Source organism: Micromonospora sp. D75, assembly GCF_018070405.1.
GTDB classification, from domain to species: domain Bacteria; phylum Actinomycetota; class Actinomycetes; order Mycobacteriales; family Micromonosporaceae; genus Micromonospora; species Micromonospora chalcea.
The window spans coordinates 1-14,615 of the sequence record NZ_JAGPXV010000076.1; the positions used below are offsets into that span (position 1 = coordinate 1).

At 73.2% G+C, this 14,615-nt stretch carries 12 protein-coding genes and 2 pseudogenes; 4 read left to right on the plus strand and 10 right to left on the minus strand.

Going from position 1 to position 14,615, the window contains the following annotated elements:
* The 3 genes from KBX39_RS07445 to KBX39_RS07455 form a co-directional block, all read left to right on the plus strand.
* The coding region (locus tag KBX39_RS07445; RefSeq protein WP_210869735.1) for an ABC transporter permease at window positions 1-517 on the plus strand (517 nt) is incomplete at its 5' end.
* Window positions 514-1,065 carry a TetR/AcrR family transcriptional regulator gene (locus tag KBX39_RS07450; RefSeq protein ID WP_064448154.1) on the plus strand — a complete coding sequence of 184 codons (552 nt, stop codon included), beginning with the start codon at window positions 514-516 and terminating at the stop codon, window positions 1,063-1,065. The genes KBX39_RS07445 and KBX39_RS07450, both read left to right, overlap by 4 nt.
* 62 nt (window positions 1,066-1,127) lie before the next feature.
* Window positions 1,128-1,355, plus strand: coding sequence for a type II toxin-antitoxin system Phd/YefM family antitoxin (locus tag KBX39_RS07455; protein ID WP_064448312.1), 228 nt, complete (start codon window positions 1,128-1,130; stop codon window positions 1,353-1,355).
* Between the two features lie 92 nt (window positions 1,356-1,447).
* Here KBX39_RS07455 and KBX39_RS07465 read toward each other — a convergent pair whose 3' ends face one another.
* The 10 genes and pseudogenes from KBX39_RS07465 to ppdK all read right to left on the minus strand — a co-directional run.
* Window positions 1,448-1,990 (minus strand): hypothetical protein, encoded by a 543-nt coding sequence (locus KBX39_RS07465; protein ID WP_043329065.1) that lies wholly within the window; start codon window positions 1,988-1,990, stop codon window positions 1,448-1,450.
* Complete coding sequence (dnaG, locus tag KBX39_RS07470) at window positions 1,990-3,888, minus strand: DNA primase (protein WP_166456725.1); 1,899 nt, start codon at window positions 3,886-3,888, stop codon at window positions 1,990-1,992. Before dnaG ends, KBX39_RS07465 begins: the two co-directional genes overlap by 1 nt.
* A 73-nt stretch (window positions 3,889-3,961) precedes the next feature.
* The gene (locus KBX39_RS07475; protein ID WP_013287928.1) at window positions 3,962-4,207 is read right to left on the minus strand and encodes a helix-turn-helix transcriptional regulator; all 246 of its coding nucleotides are present in this window, start codon (window positions 4,205-4,207) and stop codon (window positions 3,962-3,964) included.
* A 10-nt stretch (window positions 4,208-4,217) separates the two neighbouring features.
* Window positions 4,218-5,069, minus strand: coding sequence for an ABC transporter permease (locus KBX39_RS07480; protein WP_210869737.1), 852 nt, complete (start codon window positions 5,067-5,069; stop codon window positions 4,218-4,220).
* Entirely contained in the window at window positions 5,066-6,040 is a 975-nt protein-coding gene (locus KBX39_RS07485) for an ABC transporter ATP-binding protein (RefSeq protein ID WP_210869740.1), read from the minus strand. The genes KBX39_RS07480 and KBX39_RS07485 overlap by 4 nt, the downstream gene beginning before the upstream one ends.
* A 44-nt stretch (window positions 6,041-6,084) precedes the next feature.
* A complete protein-coding gene (locus KBX39_RS07490) occupies window positions 6,085-7,719 on the minus strand; it encodes a BCCT family transporter (RefSeq protein WP_069088860.1) in 1,635 nt (544 codons plus the stop codon).
* 179 nt (window positions 7,720-7,898) lie between these two features.
* Window positions 7,899-8,735 (minus strand): siderophore-interacting protein, encoded by an 837-nt coding sequence (locus KBX39_RS07495; protein ID WP_069088859.1) that lies wholly within the window; start codon window positions 8,733-8,735, stop codon window positions 7,899-7,901.
* A 38-nt stretch (window positions 8,736-8,773) separates the two neighbouring features.
* Entirely contained in the window at window positions 8,774-10,003 is a 1,230-nt protein-coding gene (locus KBX39_RS07500; protein ID WP_069088858.1) for a deoxyguanosinetriphosphate triphosphohydrolase, read from the minus strand.
* Entirely contained in the window at window positions 10,000-10,347 is a 348-nt protein-coding gene (locus tag KBX39_RS07505) for a VOC family protein (protein WP_064448149.1), read from the minus strand. The genes KBX39_RS07500 and KBX39_RS07505 overlap by 4 nt, the downstream gene beginning before the upstream one ends.
* A 117-nt stretch (window positions 10,348-10,464) precedes the next feature.
* Window positions 10,465-13,062, minus strand: a pseudogene (ppdK, locus tag KBX39_RS07510) (pyruvate, phosphate dikinase); the annotation flags it as partial.
* On the opposite strand from ppdK, the pseudogene KBX39_RS07515 reads away from it, so the two are divergent.
* Window positions 13,042-14,514: pseudogene (locus KBX39_RS07515) on the plus strand (family 20 glycosylhydrolase); the annotation flags it as partial. The pseudogenes ppdK and KBX39_RS07515 overlap by 21 nt on opposite strands.
* Between the last annotated feature and the right edge of the window lie 101 nt (window positions 14,515-14,615).

Below are 14,615 nucleotides of genomic sequence, written 5' to 3' on the forward strand. Positions count from 1 at the left end.
CGACATCACCCGCGGATACCTGGACCGCCTCCGGCTCGCCCACGGGACCACGACGCCGTGCCTCGTCGGCCCGGTCGTCGCCGCGCTGCTCGCTGTCATACTCCAGATGGTGGTGACCGTCGCCGGGGCCGTCGCGATCGGCTACCGGCCGGCGAGCTGGTCCGGCGTCGCCGGAATGCTCCTGCTGATGCTCGCGCTCGGACTCGGCGTCGCGCTGCTGAGCACGGCGCTCGCCATCCGGTCGGGCTCGGCGTCCACCACCAACCTGGTCACGCTCGTCGTGTTCGGCCTGTCGTTCTTCACCGGCGTGTTCGCGCCGGTCGACGAACTCGCCGGCTGGATGCGGGTGATCGCCACGGTCAACCCGCTCACCTATATCGTCGACACCGCCCGGCAGCTCGGCGGCGGCACGCCGCTCGCCGCGGCCCCGATCGGCGTCGCGGCGCTCGCCGCCCTCACCGTCGCCGGAACCGCCGCCTGCGCCCTCGCCCTCCACCACGCCAGGAAGAACCGATGAGCGACACCCGCACCCAGATCATGGACGCCTTCGCCGAACAGCTCGCCGCGACCGGCTACCAGGGCATCTCCCTGGTCGGCGTGGGACGCAGCGTCGGCATCCAGAAGCCGTCCATCTACCACCACTTCCCGGGCGGCAAGGAGGACCTCTACATCGCGGTGGCGGAGCGGTACATCCGGGACGTCGGCGGCAGGATCTCGGCGGCGCTGGCCGGCCCCGGCGACGTGCCGCACCGGCTGCACGCGCTCGCCACCGTCGCCGCCGGGCAGCACGGCGACGCGATCACGTTCGAACAGCGCATCTACGACACGCTGCCGCTCGTCTCCGCCGAGACCAGCGAGCACGTCTCGGGCCTCTACGTCGCCCTGATGCTGGCCCCGGTCACCCGGTTCTTCGCCGACGCCCGCGCCGAGGGCGCGGTCACCGGCGAACCGGAGTTCCTGATGAACGCGTTCCTGCACCTGGCCCGTGCGGCCGACCTCACCGACGAGACCGGCCCCGCCCGGGTCGTCGCGCTCTTCCTCGACGGCGCCCGCCCACGTGCCTAAACTAAGAACTTAGCTAACCGAGGAGGGCGCGCGCCACGTCGGCTGAGGCTGTGCACTACAACATGCATGATGCCAAGACCCACCTGTCGCGCATCATCGAGCGGGTGGAACGCGGCGAAGAGATCATCATCGACCGGGCGGGCACCCCCGTGGCGAAGGTCGTACCGCTGGTGCGCCGGACCGACCGCACGGCGATCGGCTCCCTCGCGGGGCAGGTGGACCTCTCGGGTGACTGGGATTCGCCACAGACCAACGCCGAGATCGCCGCCGACTTCGGGATCGGCGCATGACCCTGCTGCTTGACACCCACGTCGCGCTCTGGGCCATCACCGGCGACGCCACCATCCCGCTCTACGAGGTCGACGTCCTCAAGGTGTAGACCTCAGACGTCGGCGGGGGTGGTGGCGGCCCGCGCCGCCGCGACCAGCCGGGCGGTCTCGGCGGCCACGTCCTCGTCGTCCGTGGGCGTCCCCGGGTCGTAGCGGACCGTCCAGGTCAGCCCGTCGACGCCGGGCACCCGCCGGGCCGCGATCCGCCCGGAGCCGCCGGGCATCTCGTGGTGCGAGGTGTACGCCACCGAGCCGGTGACCCGGTCCCGGACCTGGTGCGGCAGGTCACCCGGGTCGACGAGCAGGTACGTCTCGGGGAGGCCGTCCGCCACCACCAGGTAGCCGTCGCGCTCGGCGACCGGCTCGGCCGGGGTGACAGTCAGCTCGCGGCCGGACCAGACCGCCTTGAGGATGTCGTGCCAGCCGAGGCGCTCCACCCGGCCGGGCAGCCAGAGGCCACGGTTGCTGGCGACCAGCACGCCGTCGTTGCCGCCCTCGCCGGTCCCGGCGGCGGCCCAGGCGAGCACCCGCTCGTCGGCGGCCAGCGGCGGCCGGTCGGCGGACGGCAGTTTCGGCCGGCGGTTGAACAGTCCCATCACAATCCTCCGGCGGCCTGCTCGCGCAGTGCCCGTGCGTGCTGTTCCAGCGACAGCAGTTCCCCGAACAGGGCGAAGTACTCGTCCTTGTTGCTCACCGGGTTGACCCGCTGGATCTTCGACTTGAGGTCACGGATGCGGCCGGTGACCGAACTCCACTGGAGCCGGGCCATGGTGATCGAGACGTACCTCGGGTCCGGCTCGCCGTCGATGCGCAGCGGCTCCACCGCCAGCTCGCCGATGAGCGCCTGCCCGGCCAGGTCGTCGCAGGCGTCGCGGACCCGTTCGATCCAGACCGCGCCGCCGGTGGCGGTGGACGCGCCGCCGGCCGCCGCCACGGCGGCGCGTACCGCGACGTGCACCGGGTGCTGGTAGTCGGTCACCTCGACCGCGTCGAACATCGGACCGGCCAGCACCGGCTCCTGCAACGCCAGCTTGAGCGCCTCCCGCTCCACCATGGAACGCGGACTGTCCACAGCGGGCGTGGCCCGGCCGGGGCGGGCCGGGGCGGCGGGGGCGGCGCCGCCGGCCTGCGGCCCGTGTGCCGCGTTGAGCACCGCGCGCTGCACCGGCTCGATCTCCATGCCGAGGTCGCCGGCGAGCTTGCGCACGTACTCCGGGCGCTTCTCCCGGTCCTTGATCTTCGCCACGAGCGGCGCGGCGCGGCGCATGGCCTCGACCCGGCCGTCGACGGTGTCCAGGTCGAACCGGCTGATCACGTGCCGGAGCGCGAAGTCGACGAGCGGCTCGCGGCGGGCCACCAGGTCGCGCACGGCCAGGTCGCCCTTTGCCAGGCGCAGCTCGCACGGGTCCATGTTGTCGGGGCTGACCGCGATGAAGGTACGCCCGACGAAGCGCTGGTCGTCCTCGAACGCGCGCAACGCGGCCTTCTGCCCGGCGGCGTCGCCGTCGAAGGTGAAGATGATCTCGCCGGCCCGTTCGTCGCTGTCGAACAGCACCCGGCGCAGCACCGAGATGTGGTCGCCGCCGAACGCCGTGCCGCAGGTCGCCACCGCCGTCGGCACGTCGGCGAGGTGACAGGCCATCACGTCGGTGTAGCCCTCGACCACCACCACCTTGCCCTGCTTGGCGATCTCCCGCTTGGCCTGGTCGATGCCGTAGAGCACGTGCGACTTCTTGTAGATCGGCGTCTCGGGGGTGTTCAGGTATTTCGGGCCGTCGTCGTCGTCGAACAGCTTGCGGGCGCCGAAGCCGATCACGTCACCGGTGATGTCCCGGATCGGCCACATCAGGCGGCGGCGGAACCGGTCGATCAGCGAACCGGAGCGGGCCGGGCGGGACAGCCCGGCGGTGACCAGCTCGTCGTGGGTGAAGCCCTGCTGGCGCAGGTGCTTGGTGAGCAGGTCCCACCCGTCGGGGGCGAAGCCGCAGCCGTACCGCTCGGCGGCGGACCGGTCGAAGCCGCGCCCGGCGAGGAACTCGCGGGCCGGGCGCGCGCCGGCGGTGGTGAGCTGGGCCCGGTAGAAGTCGACGGCGGCGGCGTGCGCGGCCACCAGGCGCTGCCGCTGCCCCTGCTGCGGGCGGGGACGCGGCGCGGACCTGTCGTCCTCGACGTAGCGCAACTGGATGCCGGCGCGGGCGGCCAGCCGCTCGACGGACTCGACGAAGCTGAGGTGCTCGGCGTCCATCAGGAACTTGATCGCGTCGCCGCCGACCCCGCAGCCGAAGCAGTAGAACACGTTGCGGGCGGGCGAGACGTTGAACGACGGGCTCTTCTCGTCGTGGAACGGGCAGAGCCCCTTGAGGTTGCCGCCACCGGCCGACTTGAGCGTCACCACCTCGGAGATGACGTCCGCGATGGCGGTGCGCTCGCGGACCAGCGCGATGTCCTCGTCCCGGATCCGCCCCGCCATGACCGCCACCCCCTCGGCGTACATCCTGCCCTGCCGGACCGACGATCCGGCGGCCGGGGGGACGGGCGTGTGGCCGACCACGCCCGTCCCCGCCGGCTCAGGCCGAGCGGGCCGCCGCGGGGTCGCCGATACGCGGGAACGGCTCGATGGAGAAGACCACCTCGACCGGCACCTCGAAGTACGCGGCGATGCGCAGCGCCAGGTGCAGGCTGGGCCGGAACTCGCCGCGCTCCAGGTAACCGACGGTCTGGTAGTGCACACCGAGCGCGTCGGCGAGCTGCCGCCGGGAGATGCCCCGTTCGGCGCGCAGCACCGCGATCCGGTTGTGCACGGTCTCGCTCATCGACGCCCTCTCATCCGACCCGCTGCATGGCCCGCTCCCGCCGGGCCGTGACCCGCGAGCCGGACTCCCGGCGGGCCATCCGGCGCAGCACCACCGGGGCCAGCACGAGCCCGAGCACCGCCCAGGCGCCGAGCACGCCGACCGTCTCCAGGTGCCGCCAGGAGCCGCCGAGTTCGACTGCTGCCAGGTCGCCGGGGAGCAGCGCCGAGCGCATGCCCAAGCCTAGCCAGTAGAGCGGGAACACCTGGGCGACGCCCTGCAGCCAGCCGGGCAGGCCGTTGATCGGATAGAAGATGCCGGACAGCGCGATCAGGCCGAAGATCGGCATCACCACCAGGCCCATGTTGCGCGGGTTCTCGATCAGCGAGCCGATCACCGCGCCCAGCGGCAGCGTCGCCACCAGCCCGAGCGGCACCACCCAGGCCAGCGTGAGCCAGGCGCCCGGGTCGCCGAGCCGCAGCCCGTCCAGGAAGAACAGCCCGGGCGTGAGCTGGATGACCACGCCGATCAGCGCGACCGCCGAGACCAGCACGATCTTGCCGACCAGGTAGCCGAGCATGCCGTCCGGGATGGCCTTGGCGCGCAGCAGCGTGCCGTCCTCCCGGTCGATGACGAGCTGGTTGGCCAGCCCGAGCAGGCCGCCGAAGAGCAGGCCCATCCCGAGCGCGCTGGGCAGCGTACGGGCGCCGAGCGAGAAGTCGGTGCCCGGCACCGTCGAGCCGCGCATCCAGAACACCGCGATCAGCAGCACCACGGTGGGGAAGAAGTAGGTCCAGAGATCCTGGCCGTTTGTGAACGTCGCGCGCAGCTCGATCACGCCGCGCCGCAGCCCGGCCCGTAGCGCGTTGGTGGTCGGGTTCATCGGTCCGCCTCCTGCTGCCACACCCGCTCGGCCCGGCCGGTACGGATGCCGGTCTCCTCCTCGTGCACCAGCGCCAGGTACGCGTCCTCCAGGCTGGCCCGGCGCACCTCCAGCTCGCCTATCCGGTCGCCGTGCTCGCGGAGCAGGTCGCGCAGGAACGCGGTGGCGTCGGCGGTGGCGTGCACGTACCGCTCGCCGTCGCGGGTCCAGCGCACCTCGGCGTCCCCCGCGACGCGCCGGGCGAGCTGGTCGGGCGACCCCTCGGCGATGATCCGGCCGCCGGCCAGGATGAGGATGCGGTCGGCCAGCTTCTCCGCCTCGGCCAGGTCGTGCGTGGTCAGCACGATCGTGGTCTCGTCCAGGTCGGCCAGGCGGTGCACCAGCTCGTGGAACTCGCGCCGTGCGGCCGGGTCGAAGCCGACAGTGGGCTCGTCCAGGAACAGCAGCTCCGGGCGGCCGACGATGCCGACAGCCACGTCCAGCCGGCGGCGCTGACCGCCGGAGAGCCGCGCCACCCGGCTGCCGGCGTGCGCGGTCAGGCCCACCGTCTCCAGCAGCTCGTCGACCGGCCACGGGCGCGGGATCCGGTCGGTGCCGTACGGCGCGTAGAAGTCGCCGAGGTGCGCGAGCAGCTCCCGCACCCGCCACTTGCCGTGGTCGCGCCAGGACTGGAGCACCACGCCCAGCCGCGCGCGCCACCGCTCGTCGCCGCGGGCCGGGTCGCTGCCGAGCACGCGCACCGTGCCGGCCGAGGGCAGCCGGAAGCCTTCGAGGATCTCGATGGTGGTGGTCTTGCCGGCGCCGTTGGGCCCGAGCAGCGCCACCACCTCGCCCCGCCGGGCGGTCAGGTCGACGCCGTGCAGCACGTCGACGGCGCCGTAGCGCATACGCAGATCCCGCACGTCGAGGACGAGATCCTCGTCGGGCGGTCGGGGGGACGCGACGGCCCCAGGAAGTTCGACCGCAGTCATGCCTCGAAATGTAGCACCTATGCTACAAAACGAGGTACCCCCACTCACCGGCGCCGACTGTGGAACCAGCGGGTGACGGGGGCCGGCTCCTCCTCCTCGTACGACCGGGCCGCGTTCACCGCGGCGGCCAGGCCGGAGCGGCGGGGCCGGGGCCCGGCGCGCAGCACCGGATCGGCTGCCATCTCTCGGAGCACCGCGACGGCCAGGCCCAGCATCACCACGACGAACGGCAGCGCGACCAGGATGGTCGCCTGCTGCAGCGCGGCCAGCCCGCCGGCCAGCAGCAACGCCGCCGCGACAGCGCCGATCAGCACACCCCAGAGCACCACCACCCCGCGGTGCGGCCGCAGCGCGCCACGCGAGCTGAGCGAGCCGAGCACCAGCGACGCCGAGTCCGCGCTGGTGACGAAGTAGAGCGCGATCAGCACCATGGCGAGCACGCTCGTCAGCGTGGCCAGCGGCAGCGCGTCGAGCAGGCCGAACAGCGCCTGCTCGGACCCGGCTTCCACGTCGGCCACCAGGTCCCGGGTGCCGGTGGTCTGCGTACGCAGGGCGGTCCCGCCCATCACCGCGAACCAGACGGTGCTCGCGCCGCTGGGTATCAGCAGCACCCCGATCAGGAACTGGCGGACCGTCCGGCCGCGTGAGATGCGGGCGATGAACGTGCCCACGAACGGCGCCCAGGAGATCCACCACGCCCAGTAGAAGATGGTCCACGAGCCCAGCCAGGCCGGATCGGAGAACGCCCCGGTACGCGTCGACATGCGCACCAGGCCGCTCAGGTAGTCACCGACCGAGGCCGGCAACACCTCCAGCGTGTAGACGGTCGGACCGACCACGAACACGAACAGCATCAGTACGACGGCGATCAGCACGTTCGTGGTGGACAGCCACTTGACGCCCCGGTGCAGTCCGGAGAAGGCGGAGACGACGAAGGCGAGCGTGAGCGCGCCGATGATCGTCAGCTCGACGGCCCGGCCGTCCGGCACGCCGGCCACCAGGTCGAGGCCGGCCGCCACCTGGAGCGCGCCCAGCCCGAGACTGGTCGCGGAGCCGAACACGGTGGCGAAGACGGCGAGCAGGTCGATCGCGCGGCCGAGCGGGCCGTCGGTCCGGTCGCCGAGCAGCGGCGTGAACGCGGACGAGATGCGGTTGCCCCGCCCCTTGCGGAACGTCGAGTACGCCAGGGCCAGCGCCGCGATCGCGTAGATGCCCCACGGATGCAGCGTCCAGTGGAAGAGCGTGTACTGCATGGCGGTCGCGGCGGCGGCCCCGGTCTGCGGCGCGACGCCGGAGGCGGGAGGCGGCGTCGCGTAGTGCTGGATCGGTTCGGCCACGGCGAAGAACACCAGGCCGATGCCCATGCCGGCGCTGAACATCATGGCGACCCAGGCCAGCGTGTCGAACTCCGGCTCGTCGTCGTCGGCGCCCAGCCGGATCCGGCCGAACCGGGAGGCGGCCACGACGACCGCCAGCACCAGGAAGGCGTCCGCCGCGAGCACGAAGAACCAGCCGAACGTGCTCACGGTCCAACTCAGCCCGGCCGCGCCGAACGACGCCAGGGAACCACGCGCGAACACGCCCCAGGCCACCACGGCCAGCACCCCGGCCACGCCGACCCCGAGCACCACCCGGTCGGCCGGCTGCGTCCCGGCCCGCTCCCCCACGTCTTCCCCCATGACCCCATCCTGGGCAGCGCAGCCGCCCGGGTAGGACGAAACGCCCACTCCGCCTCCGTCGATCATGGAGTTGTGGCGCCCAGGATGCCCGCTTCACACCGGTATCAGAGGCGCCACAACTCCAAGATCGGCGTCGGGAGCGGGGGCGGCGGGCGGCGGGCGGCGGGCGGCGAGGGCGGTCAGGAGGGGACGGTGGTGGCCTCCTCGGCCTCCACCGCGGCGTTCCAGGCCGGCTTGGCGGAGCGCCAGCCCTCGTCGTCCAGGCCCTGCCGCCAGTAGCCGGAGATGGACAGGTCGCCCCGGGGCACGCCGCGCTCGACCCGCAGCAGCCGCCGCAGCTCCTTCACCGCGCCGGCCTCGCCGTGCACGAACGCGTGCACCCGGCCGGGCGGGAACTCCAGCGCCCGTACCGCCTCGACCAGCGGCTCGCCGTACGGGCGGCCGTCGCGGTGCAGCCAGCACACCTCGACAGCGCCCGCACTGGTCAAGGGCAGCTCGTCGGCCGGGCCGCCGACCTCGACGTACACCTTCGCCCGCGCGCCCGCCGGCAGCCGCTCCAGGGCGGCGGCGATGGCCGGCAGCGCGCTCTCGTCGCCCGCCAGCAGGTGCCAGTCGGCGGCCGGGTCCGGCGCGTACGCGCCGCCCGGCCCGGTGAACAACACCCGGTCGCCGGGACGCAGCGCCGCCGCCCACGGCCCGGCCAGCCCCTCGTCGCCGTGGTGCACCACGTCCACCGTCATCTCACCCGCCGCGGCGTCCCAGGCCCGCACCGTGTACGCGCGCAGGCGCGGCCACTGCTCCGCCGGGAACTCCCGCTTGATCGTCGCCAGGTCGACCGGGTACGGGTAGGTCACCCCGGCCGGCGGGAAGAGGAACTTCACGTAGTGGTCGGTGTACGCGCCCACCGGCAGCCCGGCCAGCTCGGGACCGCCCAGGACCAGGCGGATCAGGTGCGGGGTGGGCCGCGTGGTCCGGACGACCGTGGCGGCGGTGAGCTTCTTCGGGCGGTCCGTCATGCCACTTAGGCTAACCTAAGCTCGCCGGGGTGATCCGGTCAGCTCGGCGACACCAGGCGGGCGTGCCAGGCCAGCGCGGCCGGATCGGTGAGCGAGGCGACCTGGTCGATCACCACGCGCAGCCGTCCGGCGTCGTCCGCCGCGTCCCGCCACAACGGCGCGAACACCGGGTCGAGCGCGTCCGGCGCCCGGTCCAGCAGCGCCGTCACCAGCCCGGCCAGGACGTCGCGCTGCCGCGCGTACCGGCCCTCGGCACCGGGGCGGCGCATCACGTACCGCAGCGCGATGCCCTTGAGCAGCGCGCACTGCGCCCGGGTCCGGCGCGGCACCTCCAGGTCGGCGGCGTAGCGGCGGTGCGGGCCGGGACCGTGGCGCTGCTGCGTGGCGGCCACCACGCGGGAGACGAACCGGCCGGTGAGCACGCTCGTGGTGGCCTTCAGCGCGGCGAGCGCACGGTGGCTGCCGTCGTACGCGGCCAGCGGGGCGAGCACCGGGTCGGCGAGCAGGTCGGCGAGCACCTCGCCCAGGTCCTCCGGCGCCTCACCCGAGTACGTGGCGGACACGTCGGCGCAGAGCGCCCGCCGTTCGTCCGGGTCGGCCAGCAGCGGGCGCAGGTCGACGTACCCGCCGTGGATGCCGTCCTCGACGTCGTGCACCGAGTACGCCACGTCGTCGGCCCAGTCCATCACCTGGGCCTCCAGGCAGCGCCGGGTGCCGGGCGGCGCGCCCTCGCGCAGCCAGTCGAAGACCGGGCGGTCGTCGGCGTACACGCCGAACTTGCGCTCACCGGGCCGGCGCGGCCACGGGTACTTGCTCACCGCGTCCAGCGCGGCCCGGGTCAGGTTCAGCCCGGCCGAACGCCCGTCCGCTGTGAGCACCTTGGCCTCCAGCCGGGTGAGCACCCGCAGCGTCTGCGCGTTGCCCTCGAACCCGCCGCAGGCGGCGGCCAGCTCGTCCAGCGCGTACTCGCCGTTGTGCCCGAACGGCGGGTGGCCCAGGTCGTGGGCCAGCCCGGCGGTGTCCACCACGTCCGGGTCGCAGCCGAGGCGGGCGCCCATCTCGCGGGCGATCTGCGCGACCTCCAGCGAGTGGGTCAGGCGGGTACGCAGGAAGTCGTCGGTGCCGGCGGTGTGCACCTGCGTCTTCGCGGCGAGCCGCCGGAACGCCGCCGAGTGCAGCACCCGGGCACGGTCCCGCTCGAACGGCGACCGGCCGTACCCGGTGTCCTTCGGCGCCTCGTCGACCAGCCGCGCCGCGTCGCCGCTCACTTCCCCCGGAGAACGCAGAACTCGTTGCCCTCCGGGTCGGCGAGCACCGTCCACTCCACGTCTCCCTGGCCGATGTCGACGTGCCGCGCGCCCATGTCGACCAGGCGCTCGACCTCGGCCTCCAGGTCGGCCGGGCGCAGGTCGATGTGCAGCCGGTTCTTCCCCTCCTTCGGCCCGGCGACCGGGACGAAGACGAGACCGGGCAGCGTGTCGGGGGTGCGGCGGATCTCCACCTCGTCCGGCTTGTCGGTGACCACCTGATAACCGAGCGCCTCCGCCCACCAACTGGCGAGCCGGGACGGGTCCCGGGCGTCGATGGTCAGGTTCTCCCAGACGGCGGTCATGCGCCCACCCCTCCTGATCGACACGTGGCGGAAGCTCAGGTTACGCCGAGGAGGCCGGAAAGGCGCGCCAGGCGGTACGCGGGGCCGTCGATGAACACCGGCGGCCCCGCGTCGGCGTCAGCGGGAGTCGGAGCCGGTGGTGGTGATCGCCGCCCGGCCGGCCTCCAGGCGCGCCACCGGCACCCGGAACGGCGAGCAGGAGACGTAGTCCAGGCCGACCTCGTGGAAGAAGTGCACCGAGTCCGGGTCACCGCCGTGCTCGCCGCAGACGCCCAGCTTCAGGCCCGGGCGGGCCGCCCGGCCCTCCTCGGCGGCGATGCGGACCAGCCGGCCGACGCCGTCGGTGTCGATCGACTCGAACGGCGAGATGCCGAAGATGCCCAGCTCCAGGTAGCGCCAGAAGAACGCGCCCTCCACGTCGTCGCGAGAGAAGCCCCAGCCCATCTGGGTCAGGTCGTTGGTGCCGAAGGAGAAGAACTCGGCCGCCTCGGCGATCTGCCCGGCGGTCAGCGCCGCCCGGGGCACCTCGATCATCGTGCCGATCAGCACCTCGACGCCGCTGTCCCCGACCACCTCGGCGATGATCCGCTCGGCCTCGGCGCGTACCGTCTCCAGCTCCTGCACGGCCCCGACGAGCGGCACCATGATCTCCGGGCAGGCCTTGCCGCCGTCGCGGACGACCGCCACGGCGGCCTCGGCGATCGCGCGGACCTGCATGGCGAACAGGCCCGGGATGACCAGGCCGAGCCGGACGCCGCGCAGGCCCAGCATCGGGTTCTCCTCGTGCATCCGCCGGACGGCGGCGAGCAGCGCCTCCTCCTTCGCGACGTCCTCACCGCGCTCCTGCGCGACCGCGACGTTCACCGCGAGCTGCTCCAGCGGGGGCAGGAACTCGTGCAGCGGCGGGTCGATCAGCCGCACGGTGACCGGCAGGCCGTCCATCTCCCGGAAGATCTCGATGAAGTCGGCCCGCTGCAGCGGCAGCAGCGCCGCGAGCGCGTCCTCCCGCTCCCGCGCGCCGGAGGCCAGGATGAGCCGCTCGACCAGCTCGCGCCGGTCACCGAGGAACATGTGCTCGGTGCGGCACAGGCCGATGCCCTCGGCACCGAAGCGCCGGGCCCGGGCCGCGTCCGCGCCGGTGTCGGCGTTCGTGCGCACGCGCAGCCGCCGCGCCGCGTCGGCGTGCGTCATGATCCGGTGTACGGAGCGGACCAGCGCGTCGTCGGTGTTCTCCGGGTCGAGTTCGCCCTCGAAGTACTGCACCACCTCGGACGGCATGACCGGCACCTCGCCGAGGTACACCTTGCCGGTGGTGCCGTCGATCGAGACCACGTCGCCCTCGTTCACCACGTGGTCGCCCACTGTGAACCTCTTCGCCGGCACGTTCACGTCCAGCTCGTCGGCGCCGGAGACGCAGGTCTTGCCCATGCCGCGGGCCACCACCGCGGCGTGGCTGGTCTTGCCGCCCCGGGAGGTCAGGATGCCCTTGGCGGCGATCATGCCGTTGAGGTCGTCCGGGTTGGTCTCCCGGCGGACCAGGATGACCGCCTCGCCCTCGGCGGCCAGCTCGACCGCCCGGGCCGAGGTGAAGACGACCTTGCCGGACGCGGCGCCCGGGGAGGCGCCGATGCCCTTGGCGACCGCCTCGAACTCGTGGTCGAGCTGGAAGCGCGGGAACATCAGCTGGGCGAGCTGCGCGCCGTTGACCCGGTGCAGCGCCTCGTCCAGGTCGATCAGGCCCTCGTCGACGAGCTGCCCGGCGATGACGAACGCGGCGGCGGCGGTGCGCTTGCCGACCCGGGTCTGCAGCATCCAGAGCTTGCCGCGCTCGATGGTGAACTCGATGTCGCAGAGGTCCTTGTAGTGCTCCTCCAGCCGGGCCATGATGCCGAGCAGCTGGTCGTAGGAGGTCTTGTCGAGCTGCTCCAGCTCCTGCAACGGCACGGTGTTGCGGATGCCCGCGACCACGTCCTCGCCCTGGGCGTTGGCCAGGTAGTCGCCGTAGATGCCCTGCGCGCCGCTGCCCGGGTCGCGGGTGAACGCGACGCCGGTGCCCGAGTCGGGGCCGAGGTTGCCGAAGACCATCGCCACCACGTTGACGGCGGTGCCCAGGTCGGCCGGGATGCGCTCCTGGCGGCGGTAGAGGATCGCCCGCTCCGCGTTCCACGAGTCGAAGACCGCGCGGATGGCGAGGTCGAGCTGCTCGCGCGGCTCCTGCGGGAACTCGCGGCCGGTGTGCTTGGCGAAGATCTTCTTGTACGCGTCGACCAGCCCCCGCAGGTCGTCGGCGTCCAGGTCGAGGTCGTTGTGGGTGCCCTTGGCGCTCTTGATCTCGTCCAGCGCGTGCTCGAACTCCTCGCCCGGCACCTCGCAGACGGTCTTGCCGAACATCTGGATCAGCCGGCGGTACGAGTCCCAGGCGAACCTGTCGTTCCCACCCGCCTGGTTGCTGAGGCCGACCACGCTGCGGTCGTTGAGACCCACGTTGAGGACGGTCTCCATCATGCCGGGCATGGAGAACTTGGCGCCGGAGCGTACCGAGACCAGCAGCGGGTCGTCCGGGTCGCCGAGGCGGCGGCCCATCTCGCGCTCCAGGGACTCCAGGTGCGCCTCGATCTGCGCGGCCAGGCCGTCGGGCTCACGCCCGGTCGTCAGGTACGCCTTGCAGGCCTCGGTGGTGATCGTGACGCCGGGCGGGACGTGGCCGAGCAGCTCGCCACCTGGCTGCGTCCGGCCACCGGCTTCCCGCTGCCGGTCGCCGACGCCCCCGCCCGGGGGGACGGCCCGCTGACGCTCACGCTGTCCCCGTCCGCCCCGGATGCCGCCGCTGCTCCCGGGACCCGGGCGACGGACGACGGCTCCGGCGGGCCGGCCGTCGACGGGCTCGAGGGCGAGGGCTACCACCTCGACGTGACCGCCACCGGCGTCCGGATCACCGCCGCCACCCCGGCCGGCCTGTTCCACGGCGCGCAGACGCTACGGCAGCTCCTGCCGGCGGCGATCGAGAGCCCCACGCCGGTCGCCACCCGCTGGGCAGTGCCCGGTGGCACCATCGTCGACCGTCCGCGTTTCCCCTATCGGGGCGCCATGCTCGACGTGGCCCGGCACTTCTTCCCCGTCGAGGACGTGCTGCGGGTGGTCGACCACCTGGCCCGGTACAAGCTCAACCACCTGCACCTGCACCTCACCGACGACCAGGGCTGGCGGATCGCCGTCGACTCCTGGCCCCGGCTCACCGAGGTGGGCGGCGCGACAGCTGTCGGCGGCGGCCCCGGCGGCTGGTACTCCCGCGACGACTACCGGCGCATCGTCGCGTACGCGGCCCGCCGGCACGTCACTGTGGTGCCCGAGATCGACCTGCCCGGCCACACCAACGCGGCGCTTCTCGCGTACCCCGAACTGGCGCCCGGCAAGGTCGCGCCACCGCCCTACACCGGCACCGAGGTCGGGTTCAGCTACGTCGACCCCGCCGACGAGCGGACGTACGCCTTCGTCGCCGACGTGGTCGGCGAGGTGGCCGCGCTCACGCCGGGGCCGTGGCTGCACCTCGGCGGCGACGAGGCGTTCAAGGTGCCGGCCGAGAGCTACCGCGCCTTCGTGGAACGGGCGCAGCGGCTGGTGCAGGCCACCGGCAAGACGGTGGTCGGCTGGCACCAGCTCGCCCCGGCCGGGCACGTCGACGGGCGCGTCCTGCAGTGGTGGGGCACGAACGGCGACGACCCGGAGACCGCCGACGCGGTACGCCGGGGCGCCCGGGTGATCCTCTCCCCCGCCAACCACGCGTACCTGGACATGAAGTACGCGCCGGACACCCCGATCGGGCACGACTGGGCGGGTCTCATCGACGTGCGCCGGGCGTACGAGTGGGATCCGGGCACCCACGTGCGGGGCGTACCGGCCGAGGCCGTGCTGGGCGTGGAGGCGCCGCTGTGGACCGAGTCGGTGAGTACGCGGGCCGAGGTCGAGTACATGCTCTTCCCCCGCCTGCCCGCCGTCGCGGAGCTGGGCTGGTCACCGCGTGCCACGCACGACTGGCAGCGGTTCCGTAGCCGCCTCGCCGGCCACGGCCCGCGCTGGGCCACCGCCGGCATCACCTTCCACCCATCCCCCGAGATCCCCTGGCCCCCCCCCCCCCCACCCCGCCCGGCCGCGCGAAACAGTCCCTGACCACCGGGATCGGGCTGCCGGCCGATGACGCCGGGCTGCGCGAGTTCATCGGCACCCTGGCCGACGTCGGCGCCCTCCACCGACAGGTCGGTGAACCGCTG

Coding starts and splice junctions, on each gene's coding strand:
- KBX39_RS07450 (WP_064448154.1), top strand. CDS start 514: ATGAGCGACACCCGCACCCAGATCATGGACGCCTTCGCCGAACAGCTC.
- KBX39_RS07455 (WP_064448312.1), top strand. CDS start 1,128: ATGCATGATGCCAAGACCCACCTGTCGCGCATCATCGAGCGGGTGGAA.
- KBX39_RS07465 (WP_043329065.1), bottom strand. CDS start 1,990: ATGGGACTGTTCAACCGCCGGCCGAAACTGCCGTCCGCCGACCGGCCG.
- dnaG (WP_166456725.1), bottom strand. CDS start 3,888: ATGTACGCCGAGGGGGTGGCGGTCATGGCGGGGCGGATCCGGGACGAG.
- KBX39_RS07475 (WP_013287928.1), bottom strand. CDS start 4,207: ATGAGCGAGACCGTGCACAACCGGATCGCGGTGCTGCGCGCCGAACGG.
- KBX39_RS07480 (WP_210869737.1), bottom strand. CDS start 5,069: ATGAACCCGACCACCAACGCGCTACGGGCCGGGCTGCGGCGCGGCGTG.
- KBX39_RS07485 (WP_210869740.1), bottom strand. CDS start 6,040: ATGACTGCGGTCGAACTTCCTGGGGCCGTCGCGTCCCCCCGACCGCCC.
- KBX39_RS07490 (WP_069088860.1), bottom strand. CDS start 7,719: ATGGGGGAAGACGTGGGGGAGCGGGCCGGGACGCAGCCGGCCGACCGG.
- KBX39_RS07495 (WP_069088859.1), bottom strand. CDS start 8,735: ATGACGGACCGCCCGAAGAAGCTCACCGCCGCCACGGTCGTCCGGACC.
- KBX39_RS07505 (WP_064448149.1), bottom strand. CDS start 10,347: ATGACCGCCGTCTGGGAGAACCTGACCATCGACGCCCGGGACCCGTCC.